The sequence below is a fragment of the Cognatilysobacter segetis genome (assembly GCF_004359965.1).
GTDB classification, from domain to species: domain Bacteria; phylum Pseudomonadota; class Gammaproteobacteria; order Xanthomonadales; family Xanthomonadaceae; genus Cognatilysobacter; species Cognatilysobacter segetis.
Genome location: NZ_SMRQ01000039.1, coordinates 1 through 23,092 on the forward strand (window position 1 = coordinate 1; position 23,092 = coordinate 23,092).

Genomic DNA, 23,092 nt, shown 5'->3' on the forward strand with positions numbered 1-23,092 from the left:
CGGCCGCGCGGCGGCGCCGGCTGCGGCGCTGCGCGAGCGGCTGCCACGCCCGGGGACGACGGTATCGCCGCGCCTTTCCAGTACACACGACCGAAGCGCCCGACGATGGGGCCCGCACCGGCGGGAACCGTCACGCCGCCCGCCAGCGACGCCCCGTCGACGCGCACGGCGAGCGCGCCGCCCGCGACCGGCGATACCTGCAGTCGCGACTCGCCGAACTGGCCGCCGAGCATCGCCAGGCGCGGCGTCGTGACGTCGATCTTCTGCAGCGACAGACCGCCGCCGCTGCCGCCGGCGTCGTCCCCGCCGCGCGTGAACGCGATCCAGTCGAGGGCATCGAGCTGCGCGGCGCGGCCGGTCGCCACCAGCCCGGACACGGGCGCGGGCTCGTCGACCGTGCCGTCGCCGAGGACGACCCGCACGCCGGTGCGGCCGCGCTCGGTGCGCGCGCGCACGCCAACGAGATTGCCGAGGCCGACGCGCACTTCCCCGCTGCCGAGCGGCAACGGTGTGTCGACGAAGGCCGCGAGCGGCTGCGAGGCCGGCTTGCGCAGCGGGGCCGGCAGCTCGAGCGACGTGCCCGCGAGGTTGCTGCGCAGTTGCAGGCGCGCCGGCACGTTCGCGCCCGCGCCCTTCGGTACGACCACGCCGACCGTCCACGCCGAGCGGCCCGCGACGTAGGGCGACAGCCACGCCATCTCCGGCGCGCGGGCGAGCAGCTCGTCGATGTCGAAGCTGCCGTCGACGTCGCCCTCGAATGCGTTGGCGGCGGCGCGCACGTGGCCGTCGCCGGCGCGCAGCGAGAGGCTGCCGGGCTGGCCCTCGTGCCGCGCGGCCAGGTCGGTCGCCGTGAAGCCGCGCAGGTCATAGCGTGCGCGGCCACGCACGTCGTCGAAGCGCAGGTTCCAGCGCCTGTCCGCCAGCATCGCGCCGCGCAGGTCGACGCTGCCGTCGATGGTGATCGGGGCCGGCCGGTCGAGCGGCATGCCGAGCGCGAAATCCACGTGCGCGGGCCCGCTCGCCGACAGCGCGTCGATCGTCTCCGGCTGCATGCGCCGCAGGCCGCTGGCGCGCACGACGTCGAGAAGTCGCGCGGCTTCCGTATCGCCTTGCGCCTGCACGGCGAGCGCGCCGTGGCCGTAATCGTCGATCGATGCCTTCAGCACCGGCAGGCGGACCTGCCCGATGCGGCCGCTGCCGTCGATGTCGAAGCCGGTGCCGTCGAAGACGAGCTGCGCATCCACGTCCTCGGCCGCGGGCCAGTCGGGCTGGAACTTCACCGCGCCGCCGACGACGCGTCCGCGTGCCTCGAACGTGCCTTCGTGATGGCGGAACGGCCAGTCGTCGAGGTCGCCGACGACCACCGCGCGCCCCTGCTCGACGCGGCCGCCGAGCAGCGCGCCGTCGAGCCAGTGGACCAGAGACGGCGACATCAGGTTGCGGACCCAGAAACGGCGGGCCACCTGCACCTGCGCACTGCCGATGCCGACGGCCATGTCGATGAAGGGCCGGCTGCCGTCGCCCTGCCAGAGCAGGCCGCCGCGCACGTCGGCGGCATAGCCCTGCCCGGCCACGTGCAGCGCATCGGTGCCGACGCGCCAACCCGCCTGTTCGCGCCACACGCCGGCACGACCGCGCAGGTGCACCCGGTGGTCGGGACCGAAGGCCTGGGGCCAGCTGAAACTCACCGTGCTGGCGGGATCGAAGTCGAGCTGCATGCCGTCGGCGTCGCCGCTCAGGCGACCGGCGATCCCGTGCAGGCCGGGCGCGCCGCCCACGCGGTCGAAGCCGACCGAAGCGAGCGTCGCCTCCACCGCGGTGCGCCCGCCGCGGCTGCGCAGTTGCAGGCCCGCGACCTGGCCGGCCGGCCGCGCGTGGCGGATCCAGCGCCGCGTCGACTGCGGCAGCCGGTCCGTGAGCGCGGCGGCCTGCAGCAGCGGTGCGACGTCGACCTTGCGGGCATCGAGGTCGAAGTGTCCGCCGCCGGCCAGCGACAGGCCGTCGAGCACCTGCTTCGACGCGCCCTGCTGCACGCGCAGCGTCGGGAGCGAAACCTGCCACGTGCCGCGCTGCATCCGCCATACGCCCAGCGCCTCCACGCGATCGAACACGGCGCGCGGCGTCGTTCCATCCAGCGCCGCGCCGTCCAGCGCGACATCCGACAGCATGCCCTCGCCGGTGACCTGCACGACGCGTCCGTCGCGCAGCTCCGCCCAGGCGCGCGCCGCGCCGCGACCGCCGCTCACGCGCACGCCGCCCGCGTGCAGCGTGTCGGCCCAGTCGCGCAGGTCGGCGTTCGCGGTGCCCGCGTAGGCGCGGCCGCGGCCTTCGTCGCGATCGAAATCGAGCACGCCGTCGACAGGCGGCGCGCCTTCGCGCGGCCACGCCCGCAGGCCGGCACGTACCCGCGGGCCGTCGACGCGCAGGCGCAGGTCGACGCGGGGAATGGCGGTGTCGATACCGTAGGCGGGTGCGACGATCGCGAGGCGGCCGTTGATCACGTGCAGTTCGCCGAGCCGCTCGACCACCGCGAACGGATCGCCGGTGGTGTCCTGCTTCTGCCCCGGAAGGCCGCGTACCTGCCAGAGGCCGTCGGCGCCGCGCTCGAGCGTGAGGTCCAGGCCGCGCAGGCGCAGCTCGGTGAAGGCGTGGCCCGGCAGCAGGCCGAGATAGACCGACGCCAGCAGCTCGGCGTCACCGATCGCGACGGCGCGGTCGCCATCGCCGATGCGCAGGTCCTGCAGCTCGATCAGCGGACCGAGCCGGGTCCAGTGCGTGCGCAGCCCGGAAAACGCGACCGGCCTTTGCGTGCGGTGCTCGAGCCATGCGCGCACCTGCGCCGGGTGCTGCGCCAGCACCGGCAGCGCGAGGCTGACCAGGCCCAGCAGCAGGGCGAACGCGAGGACCGCGACGGCGGCCAGGTAGCCCAGGCCGACGTGCGCGCGCTTGGCATGGCGCAGGATCACGGCGCGATCGGCGGCGCCGGATCAGAGCAGCACGACATCGAACTGCTCCTGCGAGTACTGCTCGTCCGCCTGGAAGCGGATCGACTTGCCGAGGAACTCCTCCAGCTCGGCGACGGCGGCCGAGTCCTCGTCGGTGATGCGCGCCACCACCTTCGGCGAGGCGATCACCAGCAGCCGCTGCGCATCGAACTGGCGCACCTGCCGCACCACGTCGCGGAAGATCTCGTACGTCACCGTCTCCGGCGTCTTCAACGAACCGCGCCCACCGCATTCGTGGCAGCGCTCGGAGAGCTGCCGCTGCAGGCTGTCGGTGGTGCGCTTGCGGGTCATCTCGACGAGACCCAGCGGGGAGAAGTCGTACACGGTCGTCTTGGCGTGGTCGCGGGCGAGCGCCTTCTCGAGTTGGCGGAGCACCTGCCGCTTGTGCTCGGCGTCCGTCATGTCGATGAAGTCGATGATGATGATGCCGCCGAGGTTACGGAGCCGGAGCTGACGCGCGACCGACTGGGCGGCCTCGAGATTGGTCCGGTAGACGGTTTCCTCGAGGTTGCGCTGACCGAGGAATGAACCGGTGTTCACGTCCACCGTCGTCATCGCTTCCGTCTGGTCGATCACCAGGTAGCCGCCCGACTTGAGCGGCACTTCCTTGTCCAGCGCCCGCTGGATCTCGTCCTCGACGCCGTACAGGTCGAAGATCGGACGCGCACCGCTGTAGTGCTCGATCTTCTCGTTGAGCCCCGGCATGTACTGCGCCGCGAACGCCTTGAGCCTGTCGCAGGTTTCGCGCGAGTCGACCTTCACCTTCTCGACGTCGCGGCGCAGCAGGTCGCGCACGGCGCGCATCGGCAGCGACAGGTCCTCGTACACGCGCTCGCCGAGCTTCGCGCTCTGCGAGCGCTCCTCGATCAACGCCCAGACGCGACCCAGGTAGGCGACGTCCTCGGCGATGGCCTCGTCGGGCTGGCCCTCGGCATTGGTGCGCACGATGTAGCCGTGCTGCGCCGATGCGGGCGACAGCGACGTCACGATCTGCTTCAGGCGCGCGCGCTCGGCCTCGTCCTCGATGCGCGCGGACACGCCGACGACGCGCGTGCGCGGCAGCAGCACGAGGTAGCGCGATGGAATGCTGAGCTGCGTGGTCAGCCGCGCGCCCTTGCTGCCGATCGGATCCTTCACCACCTGCACGATGATGTCCTGCCCGTCGCGCAGCAGTTCCGTGATCGGCCGCGTGGGCTGCGGGGGCAGCGGCGCTTCGTCGCCGCCGGCATCCGCCACCGCGACGGGTTTGACGATGTCGCCCGCGTGCAGGAAGGCCGCGCGCTCCAGGCCGATGTCGATGAAGGCGGCCTGCATGCCCGGCATGATCCGCTGCACGCGGCCCTTGTAGATGTTGCCCACCACCCCGCGACGCCAGCCGCGCTCGATGTGCAGCTCCTGCAGCATCCCGTTCTCGACGACCGCCACGCGCGTTTCCCGCGGCGTGACGTTGACCAGGATTTCCTCGCTCATGCGGTCGCGCCTGCGAAGATGTCGATGCCGAACTCGGCGAGCAGTTTCGCGGTCTCGTGCACGGGCAGGCCCATGACGCCGGAGTAGCTGCCGTCCAGCCGGGTGACGAATGCCTCGGCACGGCCCTGGATCGCGTAGGCGCCGGCCTTGCCCTGCCATTCGCCGCAGGCGATGTAGCCGTCCAGCTGGGCCGGCGTGAGCGCGGCGAACGTCACCTCCGACACGCTGATCGCCTGCGCCTCGCGCGCCGCCGAGAGCAGCCACACCACGCTGATCACCTGGTGCGTGCGGCCGGAAAGTCGGGTCAGCATGCGCACCGCATCGTCGGCATCGACGGGCTTGCCGAATACCTCGTCGTCCAGCACGACCTCGGTATCGGCGGCGAGCACGCGGGCATCGGGCACGCCCGCGACCTCGAGAAGCCCGGCGCCGGCCTTCTCGCGCGACACCCGCCGCACGTAATCGAAGGCATGCTCCCCCGGCTGGCGGACTTCGGGGATGTCGATGTCGAGCAGGCGGGGATCGATCCCGAGGCGAGCGAGCAGCTCGCGCCGGCGCGGGGATTTGGAGGCGAGATAGAGCATCGATCGAAGCATAACCCGCGCTCGCGCATGCACCGGCTGAACGATTCCCATCGCGGCGTGACCCTGTCGCGTCTCACCGCTCGTTCACCCGTCCGTACCGACCCTCGCATCCAACAGGAGCTCCGATGACCGCCATGCGCCCCGCCCTCCGCCACCTCGCCCTCGCCACCGCGCTCGCCTTCGGGAGCCTCGCCATGTCCGTCGATGCCCAAACCGTGCCCGCCCCGGCGGTGTCGTTCGACGGCACGCTGCTGTCGGTCGCCGCCCAGGCCGAAGCCCGGCGCGCACCCGACATCGCCACCGTGTCCGCCGGCGTGGTGACGCAGGCCGCCGACGCGAACACCGCGCTGCGCCAGAACGCCGACCAGATGTCCAAGGTGGTCGCGGCGATCCGCGCCGCGGGCGTCGCCGAACGCGACGTGCAGACCGCAGGGGTGAACCTCAATCCGCAGTACCGCTACGCCGAGAACCAGCCGCCGGCGATCACCGGCTACCAGGCCAGCAACACGGTCAACGTCACCGTGCGCGACATCGCCAAGCTCGGCCGGATCCTCGACGCGCTCGTGGCGACGGGCGCGAACCAGGTGAACGGCCCGAGCTTCGACATCGACCAGAAGGAGCCGGTGCTCGACGAGGCGCGCCGGGCGGCGCTCGACAAGGCCCGCAAGCGCGCCGACATGTATGCGCAGGCGCTGGGCCTGCACGTCCGCCGCATCGTGAGCATCGACGAGACCGGCGGCGCGTCGATCCCGCGGCCCATTCCGATGTACTCGATGGCCAAGGCCGCGCGCGACGAAGCCACGCCGATTTCGCCCGGCGAGAACGTCCTGTCGGTCAACCTAAACGTCGTCTTCGAACTGGGAAAATGAGATGAGCACGCCCGACATCCCGCGCGGTCGCGATACGGCTTCCGTGGCCGACCCGCGCCCCGGCGCCAACCCCGGCTACGCCGAGAACCAGCCGCGCGACAAGGCCGACGCGCGCGATCCCCGCACTTGCAAGGCGCCCAACCCCGAGGCGGGCGCGCTGGACCGTCCGCAGGGCGACTCGCCGGCCCCCGCCGCGGACTGAGCGCTCCCTCTCGCATCGACCGAAGAGCCCGCACCTGCGGGCTCTTCGCTTTTGCGCCACCCGCAGCGCGACCGTCGTCGCGAATCGACATCGTCGCGCGCGGGTTCAACCCCACGCGCCGATCCCGCGCGTTTGCACCGGCACAGTCCACACGAGGAGCCGGCCATGCAGACCATCCACGCACCCCGCGTCGCCCCGCTCGACCCCAACCGCATCGCCGCCATCAGCGGCGCGATCGCGGTCAACGGCCTGTTGTTCGCATTGCTGGTCGCGCCGTTCTCCTCGCCCGTGGTCGTCCAGGCCGTGCGCGATTCGATGACGCTCTACACACCAGTGAAGCCCAAGCTCGTACCGCCGCCGAAGCCCGAGCCGATCCGCACCAAGGTCGAGCAGGCGCATTCCGCGCCCGCGCGGCCCGCGCAGGCGGCACCGGCCGTCGATCCGCCGCCCGTGGCCGATCCCATGCCGCAGGTCGACGACCTCGTCGTGCCCCCGATGACCGAAGACCTCGCGTTGCGCGGCAGCGGCGACGCGGTCATCGCCCCCGCCGACGACGGCAAGCCGCTCGCGGGCGCGCATCTGGAATACGCCGCGAACCCGGCGCCCGCGTACCCGCGCGACTCGCTCGTCCAGGGCGACACGGGGACGGTGCTACTGGAAGTGCTGGTGGACGTCGACGGCCGTCCGTTGCAGGTCACGATCTCGCGCAGCAGCGGTCACCGCGAACTCGACCTCGCGGCCAAGCGCCAGGTGCTCGCCCACTGGCGATTCAAGCCGGCGATGCGCAACGGCCGCCCGGTGCAGGCGATCGGCCTGGTGCCGGTGGACTTTTCGCTGCAGTGAGGTCGGCGCCGCGCCGGGCGACGGAACGCCCGGCCGGTCGTCTCACGCCCGGTGGTACGGGTGGTTCGCGAGCAGCGCGGCAGCGCGGTAGAGCTGTTCGGCGACCACGAGGCGCACGAGCATGTGCGGCAGCGTCAAAGGTCCGAGCGACCACGATTCGTCCGCGCGCTGCAGTACGTCGGGCGGATGACCCTCCGGGCCGCCGATCAGGAACGCGAGGTCGCGCCCCTGCCCGCGCCAGTGCTCGAGCCGCTGCGCGAGCTGTTCGGAGCTGTAGCCGCGGCCGCCGCCGTCGAGCGTCACGACCCAGGCATTGCGCGGAATCGCGGCGACTACCCGCGCGCCCTCGTCCGACTGCGCGCGCGCCGCATCACGACCCTTGCCGCGCAGGCCGGGCTCCACTTCGACGAGCTCGAACGGCAGCCAGTGCGAGAGGCGCTTGCGGTATTCCGCGAAGCCTTCGGCCACCCAGCCCGGCGCGCGCTCGCCGACGGCGATGAGGCGCGCTTTCACCGCCGCATCCTGCGATCAGAGCGCGGGACGCGGGCGGGGCTCGACGTCGAATTCGTCCGCGTCGTCCTCGAAGCTCAGCGGTTCCTCGTCCGGGAAATCGTCGCCGAGGTGACCGTGGGCGAACTCGTCGACCTTCTGCGGCGGCTCGTCGCCGACCGTCCACAGGCGCTCGAGCGCGTAGAACTCGCGCACGCGCGGCAGCATGACGTGCACGATCACGTCGGCGAGGTCGACCAGCACCCATTCCGCCTCGCGCTCGCCCTCCACGCCGAGCGGCATGACGTCGAGCTTCTTGGCGAACTTCACCACCTCGTCCGCGATCGACTTCACGTGCCGCGTGGACGTGCCCGACGCGATCACCATGTAGTCGGTGACGCTGCTCTTCCCGCGTACGTCGATCTCGACCACGTCTCGCGCCTTCAGCTCCTCGACGGCCTCGCGGACGTTCTGCAGCAGTTCGTCCACCGACGGCGGCGGGCTGGGCAGGCGGGTCTTGATGACGTGGGCTTCGGTACTCAAGGGGGCATGTCTCCGGGCGAAGGGCGCCAAGTATAGGGATCAGGCTGGATCCGGCCGTGCATAGAGCCGGTGACGGACGATGTAGGCGGCGACGGGCGGCGGCACCATCGACATCCACGATTCATGCGCGGCGATGCGCCGACGGATCTCGGTCGACGATTCCGGACGCGGCGGCGACATCGGCAGCACGGCCAGGCCGCCGCACGGGGCCGCGAGCAGGCGGTCGAGCGGCTGCAAGCGACGGCGGATCGTGTCGGCGAGCTCGGTGTCGACGCGCGCGAGCCCGTCGACGTCGAGGCCGAAGCCGGGCCGCCCCACGGCGATCACGTGCGCGAGCTCGAACAGCGCGTGCCAGCGGTGCCAGCGGTGCAGCTGCGCGAGCGAATCCGCACCGATCACCCACGCGGTCGGACACGCCGGGCCGACCTCGGCGCGCACCTCGGCCAGCGTGTCGATGCTGTAGGACGGCGCGGAGCGCGACAGCTCGCGCGCATCCGCGCGCAGGCCGCGTTCCCCCGCGACGGCGAGCTCGACCATGCGCAGGCGCTGCGAGGCGTCGGCGTGGGTCGAATCCTTGTGCGGCGGATCGGCCGCGGGCAGCAGATGCACGGTGACGTCGAGCGCGTCGCGCACCGCGCCCGCCACGGCAATGTGCCCGCAATGGATGGGATCGAACGTGCCGCCGTAGCCGACCCAGGCCCGCATCAGCCGGCGGCGAGCAGCCGCATCGCGCCACGCTCGGCCAGCGCGACCATCAGCCGCTCCAGCGCGACCCAGGCATCGCCCTGCGCGCGCCCCTTGGCGATGCGATCGACCAGGCCGGCCTGCACCAGCAGCGCCTCCCAGGCCGGCGGCGAATGGCGCTGGAGCGCGCGCCGGTACATCGGCTGCTTGGCGTCCCAGACGCGCTGCGCCTTGAACGCCGCGACGAGGTTGCCGCCCTTGGCCTGCACCTGCGCGAGCGCCGCACCGCGCTGCAACTCCATGACGATCATGCCGAGCAGCGCAGGCACCGCGTCGCCTTCGGCGCGCAGGCCATGGAGGATGCGGACCGCCTGCACGGGCTGGCCGTTCATCGCAGCATCGAGCAGGCGGAATACGTCGTAGCGCGAGGCGTCGGCGACGAGCGATTGCAGCGTGTCGAGCGTCAACGGGCGGCCGCCGCGCGGCGTTTCGCCGGCGTCCTTGAACAGCAGCGCGAGCTTCTCGACTTCCTGCGCCGCGGCGAGCAGGTTGCCCTCCACGCGCTCGGCGAGGTGCAGCACGGCGTCGCGATCCGGCGAGAAGCCGCGGCTGCGAAGGCGCCGATCCAGCCAGCCGGCGAGCTCGTGCGGCTTCACCGGCCATGCGATGGCGATGCGACCGATGCGGCCGATCGCCTGGCTCCAGTCGCCGCCATGGCTGCGGCTCCAGTCCTCGCAGGTCACCAGCAGCACGACGTCCGGCGACGGATTCGCGCAGAAATCGGCGATGACTTTCGCGCCTTCCTTGCCCGGCTTGCCGGTCGGCAGGCGCAACTCGACCAGCCGCCGCGTGGCGAACAGGCTCGGCGCGTTGAAGGTGGCGGACATCGCGTCCCAGTCGGGCTCGCGCTGGCCGGCGCCGGCTTCGAAGACTTCGCGCTCGCCGATGCCGTCGCGGCGTGCGGCCGCGCGCACGGCGTCCGCGGCCTCGAGCACCAGCAGGGGCTCGGCGCCGGCAATCAGGTAGGCGGGTTGCAGCGGCCCGGAGGCGAGCTGCGCGACGAGTTGCTCGGGCGTGAGGTCCACGACGACCGGCTCAGCCGGCCGGGTTGCCTGCGGCGGCGTCGGCGGGGTTCGGCATGATCGCCGGCTGCGGGATCGGCTGCAGCTCCTTGACGCGGCCGGACTTCATGACCGCGTCGATCCGGCGCAGCACCGAGAACGACATCTCGCGCCGCAACTCCGTCGCCAGCGTCTCGCGCTCGCCTTCGGCGCCGATCGCGCTGGTCGGGTTGGAGACGTAGTCGCGCGAGAGCTCGATGCTCTGCCGCGGCACGACCACCTGGCCCGCGGCGTCACGCAGTTCGAAGATCACCGCGTAGCGAAGGCTGAACTCCTGCGAGCGGCCCAGCGCGTCCACGCTGATCGGCGTGTCGCCCCATTGCTCGGCGAGCACGTCGAGGACCGCGCCTTCGCCGCCTTCGCGCACGACGGTCACGCCGCCGCGCTCGAGCGCCTGCGCGATCGACTCGGCGAGCGGGCTGTAGCGGTCCGAGGAGACCACGTGCAGCGGGCTCAGCTGCGTCGGCACCGTGATCTGGTCGCGGAGATGGAAGCCGCAGCCGGACAGGGCCAGGACGAGGACGGCGGGAAGCAGGCGTCGGATCATGCGGGCAGTCTGGACGAGGCGGCGACGGGCGGCAATAGCGGCAGGCGGCGCGTCCACGTGGCGTGCACGCGGACGCGTCCCGTCAGCCGGCGACGATGTTGACGATCTTCCCCGGCACCACGATCACCTTGCGGACCGACTGGCCCTCGAGGAACTTCGCCACCGCCGGCTCCGCGAGAGCCGCGGCCTCCACCGCCTCCCGCGGCAGGTCGACCGCCACGTCGATCGTGCCGCGCAGCTTGCCGTTGACCTGCACCGCGAGCGTCACGGCGTCGCGTATCAGCGCGGCGGGATCGGCCTGCGGGAACGGCACGTCCTCCAGCAGGGTCTCCGGATGGCCGAGGGCCTGCCACAGTGCGTGGCAGACGTGCGGGGTCACCGGATTGAGCAGGAGCACCATCGCCTGCAGCGCCTCGTGGCGCACCGCGCGGCCCTGCTCGCTCATGTCGTCGAACTTCGAGACGGCATTGAGCAGCTCCATCAGCGCGGCGATCGCGGTGTTGAAGCTGTGGCGGCGGCCGTAGTCGTCGCCCACCTTCTGGATCGTCTCGTGCAGCTGGCGGCGCAGCGTCTTCTGCGCGGCGGTGAGCTGCGACGCGTCCACCTCCGGATGATCCGGCTGCGACACGTGCGTGATCACCTCGCGCCAGAAGCGGCGCAGGAAACGCGCCATGCCTTCGACGCCCGCCTCGTTCCACTCCAGCGATTGCTCCGGCGGCGCGGCGAACATCGAGAACAGGCGCACCGTGTCGGCGCCGTACCTGCCGACCATGATCTGCGGGTCGACGCCGTTGTTCTTCGACTTCGACATCTTCTCGGTGCCGCCGATCTGAACGCGCCCGCCATCGACCTTGCTGTGCGCGCCGATGATCTTGCCGCGCTCGTCGCGGTCGATCTCGACGTCCGCCGGGTTGATCCAGTCCTTCGCGCCGTTGTCGAGCTCGCGGTAGAAGGTGTCGGCGATGACCATGCCCTGCGTGAGCAGGTGCGTGGCCGGCTCGTCGCCGTCGACCAGGCCGGCGTCGCGCAGCAGCCGGTGGTAGAAGCGGAAGTACAGCAGGTGCAGGATCGCGTGCTCGATGCCGCCGATGTACTGGTCGACCGGCAGCCAGTACTTCGCGCGCGCGTCGACCTGCTCGGGCGCGCCCGGCGAGGTGTAGCGCGCGTAGTACCAGCTCGACTCCATGAAGGTGTCGAACGTATCGGTCTCGCGCTCGGCAGCGGCGCCGCAGGACGGGCACGTCGTCTTCCGCCACTCCGGGTCGGACTTGATCGGCGACGACACGCCACTGAACTCGACGTCCTCCGGCAGCACGACCGGCAGCTGGTCCTCGGGCACCGGCACCGCGCCGCACGCGTCGCAGTAGATCACCGGAATCGGGCAGCCCCAGTAGCGCTGGCGACTCACGCCCCAGTCGCGCAGCCGGAAGTTGACGCGGCGCCGCCCGCGGCCCTCGGCCTCGAACCTGCGCGCGAGATGCTCGAACGCCTCGGCGTATTCCATGCCGTCGAGCTCGTCGGAATTGACGATCCAGCCCTTCTCGGTCCACGCGCCTTCGTCGAGGATCTTCCGCTCGAACGCGTCGACGACTTCGACCGCCGCGCGCGTCTCGTACGGATCGCCGGCCGCGGATTCGCCGAGCGCGACGGTCATCGGATCGTCGTGGCGCGCGAGGTGCTTGGCGGCCTCGAGGATCGCGTCGCGGATCTCCGTCGGCGCGATGACCATGCGGATCGGGAGGTCGTACGTCTTCGCGAACGCCCAGTCGCGCTCGTCATGGCCCGGCACGCCCATCACCGCGCCCGTGCCGTAGTTCATCAGCACGAAGTTGGCGACGAAGACCGGCAGCTCTTCGCCGCTCAGCGGATGGATGGCGCGCAGGCCGGTGTCCATGCCGCGCTTTTCCTGCGTCTCCAGTTCCGCTTCCGATACGCCGCCCTGCCGCAGCCCGGCGATGAACTCGGCCAGCGACGGATCGGACTCCGCGGCCGCCAGCGCGAGCGGGTGCTCGGCGGCGATCGACAGGAAGGTCACGCCCATGAGCGTGTCCGGCCGCGTGGTGAACACGGTCACCGGCTCGACCGCATTGCCGGCCGGCGAGCGCACGTCGAAGCGGATCTCGAGGCCTTCCGAGCGCCCGATCCAGTTCCGCTGCATGGTCTTCACCGCGTCCGGCCAGCCCGGCAGCGTGTCGAGGCCGTCGAGCAGCTCCTGCGCGTAATCGGTGATCTTGAGGAACCACTGCGGGATCTCGCGCTTCTCGACCACCGCGCCGGTTCGCCAGCCGCGGCCGTCGATCACCTGCTCGTTGGCGAGCACGGTCTGGTCGACCGGATCCCAGTTCACGACCGAATTGCGGCGGTACGCGAGTCCCTTCTTCATCAGGCGCACGAACATGCGCTGTTCGTGCACGTAGTACGACGGCTGGCAGGTGGCGAACTCGCGCGACCAGTCGATCGCATAGCCCATCTGCTGCAACTGGGCCTTCATGTGCGCGATGTTGGCGTAGGTCCACTTCGCCGGCGCCGTGCGGTTCTTGATCGCGGCGTTCTCGGCCGGCAGGCCGAAGGCGTCCCAACCCATCGGCTGCAGCACGTTGTGGCCGGTCATGCGCTTGTAGCGGCTGATGACGTCGCCGATCGTGTAGTTGCGCACGTGGCCCATGTGCAGCGCGCCCGACGGGTACGGCAGCATGGACAGGCAGAAATACTTGGGCTTGGGCGACGACTCGTCGACCTGGAAGGCACGCGTGCCGTCCCAGAAGGCCTGGGCACCGGCTTCAACCGCGGCGGGATCGTAGGCGCGCGGGTCGGCGCTGGCGGGGTTGACGTCGGTCGCGTTGGAGGAGGCCACGGGGGCAGTCCGGACGGGGGGCGGTCGAAAAGCCTATCGCAGTGCACAAATCGGCGTCACGCATCGCGGGAACGACGTCGCCCAGGGCATGGCTCTTGCACAATCGCGAGCAGCCTACTCCCGCGCCCTCCATGCCCGCTTCCCGACTCCGCGATCGCCGCCGCCCGTTCGTCCTGACCGGCCTCGTGACGCTGCTGGTCGGCGTCACCGCGGCGATGCTCGCGGGCATCGGCGCCATTTCATCGAGCGCACGCTGGGTGAGCCACACCTACGAGGTGCTCGCGAAGATCGAGTCGGTACGGTCCGCGCTGGACAGCACCGAGTCCGCGGCCCGCGGTTTCCGGCTCAGCGGCGACGAACGCCTGCAAGCCGACTACATCGGCCACCGCCTGCTCGCGCCGGCGCAGGCCGATGCCCTCGTCGCGCTGGTGTCCGACAACCCGGCCCAGGAGCGACGCGCACGGGTGCTGCGCGAACTCGTGCGCGAGCGGCTGGCGCAGATCGAACGCACGGTCGAGCTGCAGGCGGCGGGCCGCGCCACGGAGGCGAACCGGACGATGATGACCGTCGGCGCCCGGACCGGCGACGCGATCGACGCGGCGGCGGACGCCCTGGAGGCGTCCGAGCAGGGGCTGCTCGACGACCGTCGCGCGTCGAGCAACCGGCACGCCTGGTGGCTCGCGGCCATCGTCCTTTTCGGGCTCGTCATCGCGCTGGCGATGCTGGCGGCCCTGCTGCGCATGCTCGGCCGGGAGACGCGGCGCGCGCTCGCGCTCGAAGCCGAAGCCCGCGACGCGCTCGCCACCCTCGAAGCCGCCGCCGCGCAACGCGAGCTGCTCGCCGAGCAGCGCCGCGTGCTGGGTGCCTTCGCGAGCCTTCTGCACAGCTGCCAGGGCGTCGAGGAAGCCCTGGATGTCGCGGGCAACGCGCTCGCCCAGCTGGTCCCGAACGGCGCAGGCGTCTGCTACGCGATGCGGGCGTCGCAGAACCTGCTCGAGTTGCACCCGCTCTTCGGCACGCACGGCGCCGAATACGACGACGTGATCCGGCCGGACCAGTGCTGGGGCCTGCGTCGGGGCGCGACCCACGTCTACGACCCCGCGCGGCCGACCGCGCTGTGCGAGCACCTGCGCGGGCTCGACCCGGCGCATGCCTGCGGGGCCTGCGTTCCGCTGACCTCCCAGGGCAACGTGCTCGGCCTGCTGCACGTGAGCGCGCGCCACGGCCGCATTCTGAGCGAACTGGAGCGCGCGGCAGTCGAGTCGGTGGCCGAGCACCTCGCCCTGGTGCTGTACAGCCTCGGCCTGCGGGAGAGCCTGCGCGTGCAGTCGCTGCGGGACCCGCTTACCGGGCTCTACAATCGCCGCTACCTGGAAGAGAGCCTGCCGCGGGAGATCGAGCGCTGCGAACGCCGCGATCGCCCGCTGTCGGTGCTCATGCTCGACGTCGACCACTTCAAGCGCTTCAACGACGAACATGGCCACGGCGCGGGCGACGCGTTGCTCACGCGCATCGGCCAGGTGCTCGCGGCGGTCACGCGTGGCGAGGACATCGCCTGCCGCTACGGGGGCGAGGAATTCACCGTCGTCATGCCCGAGGCGAGCACGGAGCAGGCCTGCGCGCGCGCCGAGCAGATCCGCGAGGCGGTCGCGGGCGCCACCGTCAGTTACATGCGCCGCGAACTCGGGCCCGTGTCCGTGTCCATCGGCCTGAGCCAGCTGCGGGCCGGCATGGACAGCCCGGAGACGCTGATGGCGGACGCCGACCGGGCGCTGTATTCGGCGAAGGCAGAGGGCCGGAACCGCGTGGTCTGCCACCTTCCGCAGGCACGCGCCGTGCTGTCGGAATCGCAGGGCGCATGATTCAATCGCGCGTCCTGCGAGGACACCTCATGCCGCAACGCCCCCTCCGCCGCATCGCCGTACGCGTCGCCACCGCTGGCGGCCGGAGACCCGCTCGATGACAGGCGACTGGATCGGCTACGTCGCCGCCGCGATGACGACGCTCTCGTTCCTTCCGCAGGCCGTCCATACGATCCGCACGCGGGATACCCGCGGGATCTCGCTGGGGATGTACGTCGTGTTCACCCTCGGCGTCGCCTGCTGGTTCTTCTACGGCGTCGTGCTCGGCTCATGGCCGATGATCGTGTCCAACCTGGTCACGCTGGGCCCGTCGGCGACGATCCTCGCGATGAAGCTGCGCTACCGCTAGGCGCCAGCAGGATCACGCCGGCGAACCACGCCGCGAACGCGACGCGCTGCGCGAGGCCCACCGGCAGCAGGCCGGGCAGCAGGAGCGCGAACGCCAGCGTCGCCACCGCGCATGCGACGACCTGCCAGCAGCGACGCGCGTGAGGCGTACCGCGCATGCCGACCGCCAGCAGCAGCGCGCCGGCCATGAAGGCGACCCACCACGCCGTCCACGCGGCCGCATGCAGTCGGCTGGCCGCCGACATCAGGTCCGACGAATCCAGCGGCAGCAGTCCCAGGGCCGCGAACGCGAGCGCGGCGAGCGTCAGTACCTGGACGCCGAGCCGCGCACCGAAGCGCGTATCGGCCATCCGCGAACGCAGCATCTGCGCGACGACCGCCGCGAGCAGCCCCGGCACGACGAAGCCCGCGACGTTGAATGCTCCCGCACGCGGCACCCCGCTCGCGCCGAGCGCGGCGACCGGATGCTGCATGTGCGAGAACGTATCGAACGCGGCGCCGAAGCCGGCGACCGAGGCGACGAACAGCGCGGCGGCCGATACGGCGGCGATGCGCGGAAGGCTGACGGGACGTTGCATCGCCCCATGCTAGCGTGCCCGCCTTGCGCAGCCGGGGCCGCGCCCCCAGTTAACGCCGACTTCCAGGAGCCGCCATGACCGCCGACGCGAAACCGCATGTCTTCGACGCCACCGCCGACCGCTTCCAGGACGATGTCCTGCAGCGCTCGCTGCAGGTGCCGGTGCTGGTCGACTTCTGGGCGGAGTGGTGCGGCCCGTGCAAGACGCTCGGCCCGATCCTCGAGAAGCTCGCCGACCAGTACGGCGGCGCGTTCCTGCTGGCGAAGGTCGACGTGGACAAGGAGCAGCAGCTCGCCGCGGCGTTCCAGGTGCGCTCGATCCCGACCGTGTTCCTCGTGAAGGACGGCCAGCTGGTCGACGGTTTCCCGGGCGCGATGCCGGAAGGCGCATTGCGCGAATTCCTCGCCTCGCACGGCATCGAGCCGCGCGCCGCCGCCGAAGAGCCCGCGGCCGCCGAGCTGCCCGCGTCCGATCCGCACGAGACGGTGGTGCGTCTGCGCGCGGACGTCGCGGCCAATCCGGACGACGACGCGCTCAAGCTCGACCTCGCGCTCGCGCTGCTCGCCGTGGGCGCCACGGTCGAGGCCGAGCACCTCCTCGACGCGCTGCCCGCGAACCTCGCCACCGACGATCGCACCGAGCGCGCCCGCGCCCACCTGCGGCTGCTGGCCGCGTCGAAGGACGCGCCGGCGCCCGAAGTGCTGGAAGCGGCGATCGCCGCCGATCCGTCCGACCTGCGCGCGCGCCACCTGCTGGCCGTGCAACGCCTGCTGGGCGGGCGCGAGGCCGATGGCTTCGAGCAGCTCATCGACATGCTGTCGCGCGATCGCCAATACGAGGACGGGCTCGCGCGTCGCACGCTCATCGACGCGTTCCGCGTGGTGGCCGACGAGGATCTCGTCTCCCGCTACCGCCGGCGCATGTCGTCGCTGCTGTTCTGAGCCGGCGCCCGTGAACCAACCCGTGCCGCGGCGCGCATCGCGGGGCCGGCCTTGAACCCACGCCGCGTCGGCGCCGCCACGCTGCGCCACCTGCTGAACCTGTGGCCACCGTTCCTGTTCGCGGGCATCCGCGTGGCCGCGCTGTCGGATGATTTCCGCCACGCGCGCGTGGAGCTGCGCCTGCGGCCCTGGAACCGCAACGCCGTGGGCACCCATTTCGGCGGCAGCCTGTTCGCGATGACCGATCCGTTCTGGATGTTGCTGGTCATGCGCCGCCTCGGCGCTGATCACGTGGTTTGGGATCGCGCGGGCACGATCGATTTCCTCAAGCCCGGCCGCGGCATCGTGCACGCCGAGTTCCGGCTCGACGACGCGACGCTCGACGCGATCCGCGCCGAGACCGCGGACGGCGCGAAGCATCTGCGCTGGTTCGAGACGCCCGTGCTGGACGCCGCGGGCGACACCGTCGCGCTCGTGCGCAAGCAGGTGTACGTGCGGCGCAAGCCGGGCCGCTGATCACGCTTCGCTGCCACCGCGCCTTCGCGGCGCTCGCCGCTGCCTATATGCTCCGGCCGCATGGATGAGCCCACGCCCCCCACCGCAGCCACCGAATCGCTCCCGCAGATCGAGGGCTACCGGATGCTGCGCCGGCTCGGCCAGGGCGGCATGTCCACCGTGTACCTGGCCGACCAGGTCGCGCTCGGCCGCGAGGTGGCGATCAAGGTGATGGCGCCCCAGGCGCTGTCGGACGAGATCAGCCGCCGCCGCTTCGAGAACGAGGTTCGCACCATCGCGAGGCTCGAGCATCCGCACATCGTGCGCATCCACGAGCTGGGCCGCACGAAGGACGGGTTGCCGTACTACTCGATGCCGCACCTGGCGCGCGGCCACCTCGGCGACCGCGACTACACGCGCGACGAGGCGGGCGCCGTCGACATCGCGCGCGCGCTGCTGTCCGCGCTGGAGTACGCGCATTCGCGCGGGGTCGTGCATCGCGACGTCAAGCCCGAGAACGTGCTGTTCGACGACGCCGGCCGCCCGTTGCTCGCGGATTTCGGCATCGCGCTGCGTCGCGGCTACGGCCCGCGCGTGACCACGGCGGGCCTCGCCGTCGGCAGCACCGCGTACATGGCGCCCGAGCAGGCGCGCGGCGAGGAAGTCGACGGCCGCGTCGATCTGTACAGCCTTGGCGTCGTGCTGTGGGAAATGCTGGCGGGCCGCCTGCCGTACGAGGCGGGCGACGCGCTCTCCATGGCGATCGCGCACGCGCAGCAACCGATCCCGAAGCTGCCGCCGCACCTGCGTCACTGGCAGCGCTTCATGTACCGCGCGCTCGCCAAGTACCCGGACTCACGCTTCCAGAACGCGGCCGAGATGCGCGACGCGATGCTGGCGGTGCGTCCGCCCCGTTGGCTTCCCGCGTGGGAGCGCGCCCGGACCGTGCTCACCGGCCGCCCCGTGCGCTGGGGCGTGGCGGCCATCGCCGTGATCGCGCTGGGCGTGGCCGCCTGGCGGCTGGCGCCCGACGGCGCCGACGATTTCTTCCGCGCGGCACCGCAGCCGGCGCAGGCCGCAACGACGCCGGCACCGCAGGTGGCGGCCGATCCGACCGATCGCATGATGGTGCCGCTGCCCGGCGCGAACGTCGAAGTCGCGGTCGCGCGCGCCCGTGCCCAGATCGCGCGAGGCGCGCTGGTCTCGCCCGACGGCGACAACGCGCTCGCCACCGTCGTCGGCGCGTGGAACGAGGAACCGACCGACGCGCGCGTGCGTGCGGTCGCTGGCGACCTCGAGTCCGCATTGCAGTCGCGCATTGCCGCCGCGGTGAGGGGTAACGACGATGCCAAGGCACGCGACCTCGCGACGCACCAGGTGCCCATCGCGCGGATGACCGCCGCGCCGGGCGTCACGCCGAAGGCCACGCTCGACGCCGACGTCAGGAAGGCGCTGCGCACCCGGCTCGACGACGCGCTCAAGCACAACGACGCCAAGCGCGCGCAGCAGACGCTGGCGCTGGCACGCGACCTCGCGCTGCCCGCCGCGGACGCCGCGCGCTGGACCCGCGAGGTCGCCGCGGTGAAGGGCGCCCCCCGCGCCGCCGCGGGCGACGAAGTGGCCGACCTGGGTCGTGGCCGCGTCTCGCCGCATCCGGTCACGCGCGCCGAGTTCCAGCGCTTCGCCGACGCCACCCACCGTCCGCCCTCGCTTTGCCGCGAGCGCGCCTCGCTGCTGCGCGTGCTGTCGCCGCGTTCGTGGAAGTCGCCGGGCTTCGCGCAGGGTCCGGCCGATCCGGTGGTGTGCGTCTCGCTGCAGGACGCGGAGGCCTACGCGCTCTGGCTCGGTGAAGAAGCCGGCGGCAAGTTCCGCCTGCCCACGTCCGCGGAATCGTCGCGCACGCCGGCCGACACCGGCGGCCGCGCGATCAGCCTGTGGCTTCGCGACTGCGGCGCGGGATGCCTGCAGCGCGTGGTGACCGGGACGTCGTGGCGCGGTCGCAAGGCGCCGGAGGCGCTCGTCGCCAATCGCGGCTACGACGACGTCGGCTTCCGGTTGCTGCGCGAGCGCTGAGCGGGCCGGCCGCGGCGACATACAATCGCCGCATGGGCAAGACCAACCTGCAACGCCTCTTCCTCACGGGCCTGCTCACGCTGCTGCCGATCTGGCTCACGTGGGTCGTGGTCAAGTTCGTGTTCGTGCTGCTGTCGGACATGAGCCGCCCCATCATCGGACCGGGGCTGCAGAGCCTCGCGGCCGGGGCCCCGGCGCTCGCCTGGGTGGCGGGCCCGTGGGTGCAGAACGGGCTCGCGATGCTGGCCACGCTCGCCGTCATCCTGATGTCGGGAATGATGGCGCGGCGGGTGTTCGGGCAACGCATGCTTCGGTGGTTCGAAGCGCTGATCAAGCGCATCCCCTTCGCGAACATCATCTATGGCAGCGCGCGCCAGCTGCTCGACATCCTGCAGACCAAGCCCGACGGAACGCAGCGCGTGGTGCTCGTCGACTTCCCGCACAAGGAAATGAAGTCGATCGGCTTCGTGACCCGCGTCCTGCGCGAGCAGGGCACGGGCCGCGAGCTCGCCGCGGTGTACGTGCCGACGACGCCGAACCCGACGTCGGGCTACCTCGAGATCGTGCCGATCGAGAAGATCACGCCGACCGACTGGACCGTCGACCAGGCGATGAGCTTCATCATTTCCGGCGGCGCGGTGTCGCCCGAATCGATTCCGTTCTCGGTCGGTCCGCGCGACCCGGCGTGAGCACGGGAACGGGCCCGACGACGCACAGCGCGCCTCCGGCGCCATGGCCCGCACGTGGCAGAGCGTCCGCAGGCGCACGCAACGTCTTCCAGCTCGGGGAACCTCGATGAACGCGATCGCCGCCGATGGCCGGCCCCACGTACTCGACGATCGCGCCGTGCGCCTCTTCATCGGGCTCGCGGCGCTGTTCTGCGTCAACACCGTGCTGGCGGAATTCATCGGCGTGAAGATCTTCGCGCTCGAGGACACGCTCGGCGTCCGACCGTTCGAATGGCACCTGTTCGGCCAGAACGGCTCGCTCAGTTTCACCGCGGGCACGCTGCTGTGGCCGATCGTGTTCCTGATGACGGACGTCATCAACGAGTTCTACGGTCGACGCGGCGTGCGGATCATCTCGCTGCTCGCCGCCGGGCTGATCGTCTACGGCTTCGCCTTCGCATTCGCGGCGATCTCGCTCGCGCCTGCGGGCTGGTGGGTCGGCGCCGCGAAGGCGCAGGGCGTGGCGGACTACCAGGCCGCGTTCTCCGCCGTGTTCGGCCAGGGCCTGTGGACCATCGCCGGCTCGCTCGTCGCGTTCCTGCTCGGCCAGTTCATCGACGTCGCGGTGTTCCACCGCATCCGTCGCGCCACCGGGCATCGCGCGATCTGGCTGCGTTCCACCGGATCCACCGCGGTCTCGCAGCTCGTCGACAGCTTCGTCGTGCTCTACATCGCGTTCGTGCTCGGCCCGCAGCACTGGCCGATCGGACTGTTCCTCGCGGTCAGCACGGTCAACTACGTCTACAAGATGCTCGCGGCGGTCGCGATGATCCCGCTGATCTACGTGATGAAGGACGTGATGGTGCGCTACCTCGGGCCTGCGCGCGCCGAGCGGCTGCGGGCCGAAGCCGCGCACTGACCCGCACCATGACTTCCGGCCTGCGAAGCGGGACCGGGGTCGACGCATGCTCCGCCGGTCCCCAGCCGGAGCCTCCCATGTCCCTGCGTCCGCTCACCCTCGCCGTCGCGCTCGCCTTCGGCGTCGCCGCCCTGCCCGCCCTCGCCGCGCCCGCCGCGCCCGCCAAGGCGGCCGTTACGCAGTCCAAGGGCCAGAAGCTCGCCGCCATGTACGACCAGTACTGGGAGGAGCTGCTCCGGCTGAATCCGGTGCAGGCCACGTTCCAGGGCGATCCGCGCTTCAACGACCGCATGCCGAACTTCCTGTCGGCCGACTTCCGCAAGCAGTCGCACGACTTCACCGTCAAGTGGCTCGACGCGGTGCAGAAGGTCGGCAGCGACGGCCTCACCGGACAGGACCTGCTGAGCTACGAGATCTTCGTCGACGGCGCCAAGCGCTCGCTCGAGGGCGAACAGTTCCCCGACTGGATGATGCCGGTCAACCAGATGGGCAGCATCGCCAGCTATGCCGCGATGTTCGGCTCGGGCACGGGCCCGCAGCCGTTCAAGACCGTCAAGGACTACGACAACTGGCTCAAGCGCGCCGCCGCGATGCCGACGCTTTTCGACACCGCAATCGCGAACATGCGCGAGGGCGTGAAGGCGGGCGTCGTGCAGCCGCGTGCGCTGATGGTCAAGGTCGTGCCGCAGCTCGACGCGCTGATCAATGACGACCCGACCAAGACGCTGTTCTGGGGCCCGGTCGCGAACATGCCGAAGGACTTCAGCGCCGGCGATCGCGACCGCCTGACGAAGGCCTACCGCGCGATGATCACCGGGCAGATGATCCCGGCCTACAAGCGCCTGCGCGCCTACATCAACGACGAGTACCTGCCGAAGACGCGCGAAACGGTCGGCCTGGACGCGCTGCCGAACGGCCAGGCGTGGTACGCGTACGCCGCGCGCAACAGCACCACCACCACGCGCACGCCGGCGGAGATCCACCAGCTCGGCCTTGACGAGGTCGCGCGCATCCACGGCGAGATCCGCAAAGTGATGCAGGAGGTCGGCTTCAAGGGCTCGCTGCAGGACTTCTTCCAGTACATGCGCACCGAGCCGAAGTTCTCGTTCAAGACCGAGGACGAACTGCTCGCGTACTACCGCAGCCTCGAGCAGAAGGTGAACGCCGGCATTCCCAACCAGTTCTCGCTGGTGCCGAAGTCGCCGTTCGAGATCCGCCCGGTGGAAGCCTTCCGCGCGAAGTCCGCCGCGGGCGGCGAGTACCAGAGCCCGAGCGAGGACGGCAAGCGCCCCGGCATCTTCTACGTCAACACCTACGACCTGCCCACGCGCAAGCAGTGGGATGCCGAGGATCTGTACCTGCACGAGGCGATCCCGGGCCACCACTTCCAGATCGCGCTGCAGCAGGAACTGACGTCGATGCCGAAGTTCCGCCGCTTCGGCGGTGAGACTGCGTTCGCCGAAGGCTGGGGCCTCTACGCCGAGTCGCTGGGCAAGGACCTCGGCGTCTACCAGGATCCGTACTCCTACTTCGGCTACCTGCAGAACGAGCTGTGGCGCGCGATCCGCCTCGTCACGGATACCGGCCTGCACAGCAAGGGCTGGAGCCGCGACCAGGTGATCAAGTACATGCTCGACAACTCCGCCGAGAGCGAGACGCAGGCGACCGCCGAGGCCGAGCGCTACATCGCGTGGCCGAGCCAGGCGCTGGCCTACAAGTCCGGCGAACTCAAGATCAAGGAGCTGCGTGCGCGCGCCGAGCAGGCGCTCGGTCCGAAGTTCGACGTCCGCGAGTTCCACGCCGAAGTGCTGAAGGACGGCGCGGTGCCGCTGGACGTGCTCGACGCCAAGATCGACCGCTGGATCGCGGCCAAGAAAGCGTCCTGACGCACGCGCGACACCACGGAAAAAGGGCCGCACATGCGGCCCTTTTTCTTTTGCGATCCGGCCCGCCGCGCTGACCCGCCGTCGCGAATCGCGCCTTGCGGTCAACCGCGC

Annotated in this window: 20 protein-coding genes and 1 pseudogene; 11 read left to right on the plus strand and 10 right to left on the minus strand. The window is 71.2% G+C overall.

Translation table 11 applies throughout. From position 1 onward, the window contains the following. The 3 genes from E4F61_RS09805 to E4F61_RS09815 all read right to left on the minus strand — a co-directional run. On the minus strand, window positions 1-2,966 hold a 2,966-nt coding region (locus E4F61_RS09805), incomplete at its 3' end, for a YhdP family protein (RefSeq protein WP_133479484.1). 21 nt (window positions 2,967-2,987) lie between these two features. Further along, window positions 2,988-4,475, minus strand: coding sequence for a ribonuclease G (rng, locus tag E4F61_RS09810; RefSeq protein WP_133479485.1), 1,488 nt, complete (start codon window positions 4,473-4,475; stop codon window positions 2,988-2,990). Next, window positions 4,472-5,059 carry a Maf family protein gene (locus tag E4F61_RS09815; RefSeq protein ID WP_133479486.1) on the minus strand — a complete coding sequence of 196 codons (588 nt, stop codon included), beginning with the start codon at window positions 5,057-5,059 and terminating at the stop codon, window positions 4,472-4,474. Before E4F61_RS09815 ends, rng begins: the two co-directional genes overlap by 4 nt. Before the next feature lie 134 nt (window positions 5,060-5,193). On the opposite strand from E4F61_RS09815, the gene E4F61_RS09820 reads away from it, so the two are divergent. From E4F61_RS09820 to E4F61_RS09830, 3 genes are all read left to right on the plus strand, one after another. Then, window positions 5,194-5,928: an SIMPL domain-containing protein gene (locus tag E4F61_RS09820; RefSeq protein WP_133479514.1), complete on the plus strand. Its 735-nt coding sequence runs from the start codon at window positions 5,194-5,196 to the stop codon at window positions 5,926-5,928. A 1-nt stretch (window position 5,929) separates the two neighbouring features. Next, window positions 5,930-6,130, plus strand: coding sequence for a hypothetical protein (locus tag E4F61_RS09825; RefSeq protein ID WP_133479487.1), 201 nt, complete (start codon window positions 5,930-5,932; stop codon window positions 6,128-6,130). 165 nt (window positions 6,131-6,295) lie between these two features. Next, window positions 6,296-6,973 (plus strand): energy transducer TonB, encoded by a 678-nt coding sequence (locus E4F61_RS09830; RefSeq protein ID WP_133479488.1) that lies wholly within the window; start codon window positions 6,296-6,298, stop codon window positions 6,971-6,973. 42 nt (window positions 6,974-7,015) lie between these two features. Here E4F61_RS09830 and rlmH read toward each other — a convergent pair whose 3' ends face one another. From rlmH to leuS, 6 genes and pseudogenes are all read right to left on the minus strand, one after another. Beyond that, window positions 7,016-7,486 (minus strand): 23S rRNA (pseudouridine(1915)-N(3))-methyltransferase RlmH, encoded by a 471-nt coding sequence (rlmH, locus tag E4F61_RS09835; RefSeq protein ID WP_133479489.1) that lies wholly within the window; start codon window positions 7,484-7,486, stop codon window positions 7,016-7,018. A 123-nt stretch (window positions 7,487-7,609) separates the two neighbouring features. Continuing rightward, window positions 7,610-8,005 (minus strand): annotated as a pseudogene (gene rsfS, locus E4F61_RS09840) (ribosome silencing factor); the annotation flags it as partial. A 39-nt stretch (window positions 8,006-8,044) separates the two neighbouring features. After that, window positions 8,045-8,710, minus strand: a complete 666-nt coding sequence (gene nadD, locus E4F61_RS09845) for a nicotinate-nucleotide adenylyltransferase (RefSeq protein WP_133479491.1) — start codon at window positions 8,708-8,710, stop codon at window positions 8,045-8,047. Continuing rightward, the gene (gene holA / locus E4F61_RS09850) at window positions 8,710-9,774 is read right to left on the minus strand and encodes a DNA polymerase III subunit delta (RefSeq protein WP_133479492.1); all 1,065 of its coding nucleotides are present in this window, start codon (window positions 9,772-9,774) and stop codon (window positions 8,710-8,712) included. Before holA ends, nadD begins: the two co-directional genes overlap by 1 nt. A gap of 10 nt (window positions 9,775-9,784) precedes the next feature. Continuing rightward, the gene (locus E4F61_RS09855) at window positions 9,785-10,357 is read right to left on the minus strand and encodes an LPS-assembly lipoprotein LptE (protein WP_133479493.1); all 573 of its coding nucleotides are present in this window, start codon (window positions 10,355-10,357) and stop codon (window positions 9,785-9,787) included. Between the two features lie 82 nt (window positions 10,358-10,439). After that, window positions 10,440-13,211 (minus strand): leucine--tRNA ligase, encoded by a 2,772-nt coding sequence (gene leuS, locus E4F61_RS09860; RefSeq protein ID WP_133479494.1) that lies wholly within the window; start codon window positions 13,209-13,211, stop codon window positions 10,440-10,442. Between the two features lie 131 nt (window positions 13,212-13,342). On the opposite strand from leuS, the gene E4F61_RS09865 reads away from it, so the two are divergent. Both E4F61_RS09865 and E4F61_RS09870 read left to right on the plus strand, forming a co-directional pair. Then, complete coding sequence (locus E4F61_RS09865; protein WP_133479495.1) at window positions 13,343-15,073, plus strand: diguanylate cyclase; 1,731 nt, start codon at window positions 13,343-13,345, stop codon at window positions 15,071-15,073. 97 nt (window positions 15,074-15,170) lie between these two features. Then, window positions 15,171-15,422, plus strand: a complete 252-nt coding sequence (locus E4F61_RS09870; protein WP_133479496.1) for a SemiSWEET transporter — start codon at window positions 15,171-15,173, stop codon at window positions 15,420-15,422. Here the strand turns inward: E4F61_RS09870 and E4F61_RS09875 are convergent. Then, window positions 15,370-15,999, minus strand: a complete 630-nt coding sequence (locus E4F61_RS09875) for a DUF998 domain-containing protein (RefSeq protein ID WP_133479497.1) — start codon at window positions 15,997-15,999, stop codon at window positions 15,370-15,372. The two genes, E4F61_RS09870 and E4F61_RS09875, sit on opposite strands and share 53 nt — an antisense overlap. Window positions 16,000-16,073: 74 nt before the next feature. On the opposite strand from E4F61_RS09875, the gene trxA reads away from it, so the two are divergent. From trxA to E4F61_RS09905, 6 genes are all read left to right on the plus strand, one after another. Next, a complete protein-coding gene (gene trxA, locus E4F61_RS09880; RefSeq protein WP_133479498.1) occupies window positions 16,074-16,940 on the plus strand; it encodes a thioredoxin in 867 nt (288 codons plus the stop codon). A gap of 81 nt (window positions 16,941-17,021) precedes the next feature. Beyond that, complete coding sequence (locus E4F61_RS09885) at window positions 17,022-17,456, plus strand: DUF4442 domain-containing protein (RefSeq protein ID WP_133479515.1); 435 nt, start codon at window positions 17,022-17,024, stop codon at window positions 17,454-17,456. A gap of 60 nt (window positions 17,457-17,516) precedes the next feature. Beyond that, window positions 17,517-19,508: a bifunctional serine/threonine-protein kinase/formylglycine-generating enzyme family protein gene (locus E4F61_RS09890; RefSeq protein WP_133479499.1), complete on the plus strand. Its 1,992-nt coding sequence runs from the start codon at window positions 17,517-17,519 to the stop codon at window positions 19,506-19,508. Between the two features lie 32 nt (window positions 19,509-19,540). Next, window positions 19,541-20,197, plus strand: coding sequence for a DUF502 domain-containing protein (locus E4F61_RS09895; protein ID WP_133479500.1), 657 nt, complete (start codon window positions 19,541-19,543; stop codon window positions 20,195-20,197). 106 nt (window positions 20,198-20,303) lie between these two features. Next, complete coding sequence (locus tag E4F61_RS09900; protein WP_133479501.1) at window positions 20,304-21,095, plus strand: queuosine precursor transporter; 792 nt, start codon at window positions 20,304-20,306, stop codon at window positions 21,093-21,095. A 77-nt stretch (window positions 21,096-21,172) separates the two neighbouring features. Next, window positions 21,173-22,981: a DUF885 domain-containing protein gene (locus E4F61_RS09905; protein WP_133479502.1), complete on the plus strand. Its 1,809-nt coding sequence runs from the start codon at window positions 21,173-21,175 to the stop codon at window positions 22,979-22,981. Window positions 22,982-23,092: the final 111 nt, after the last annotated feature.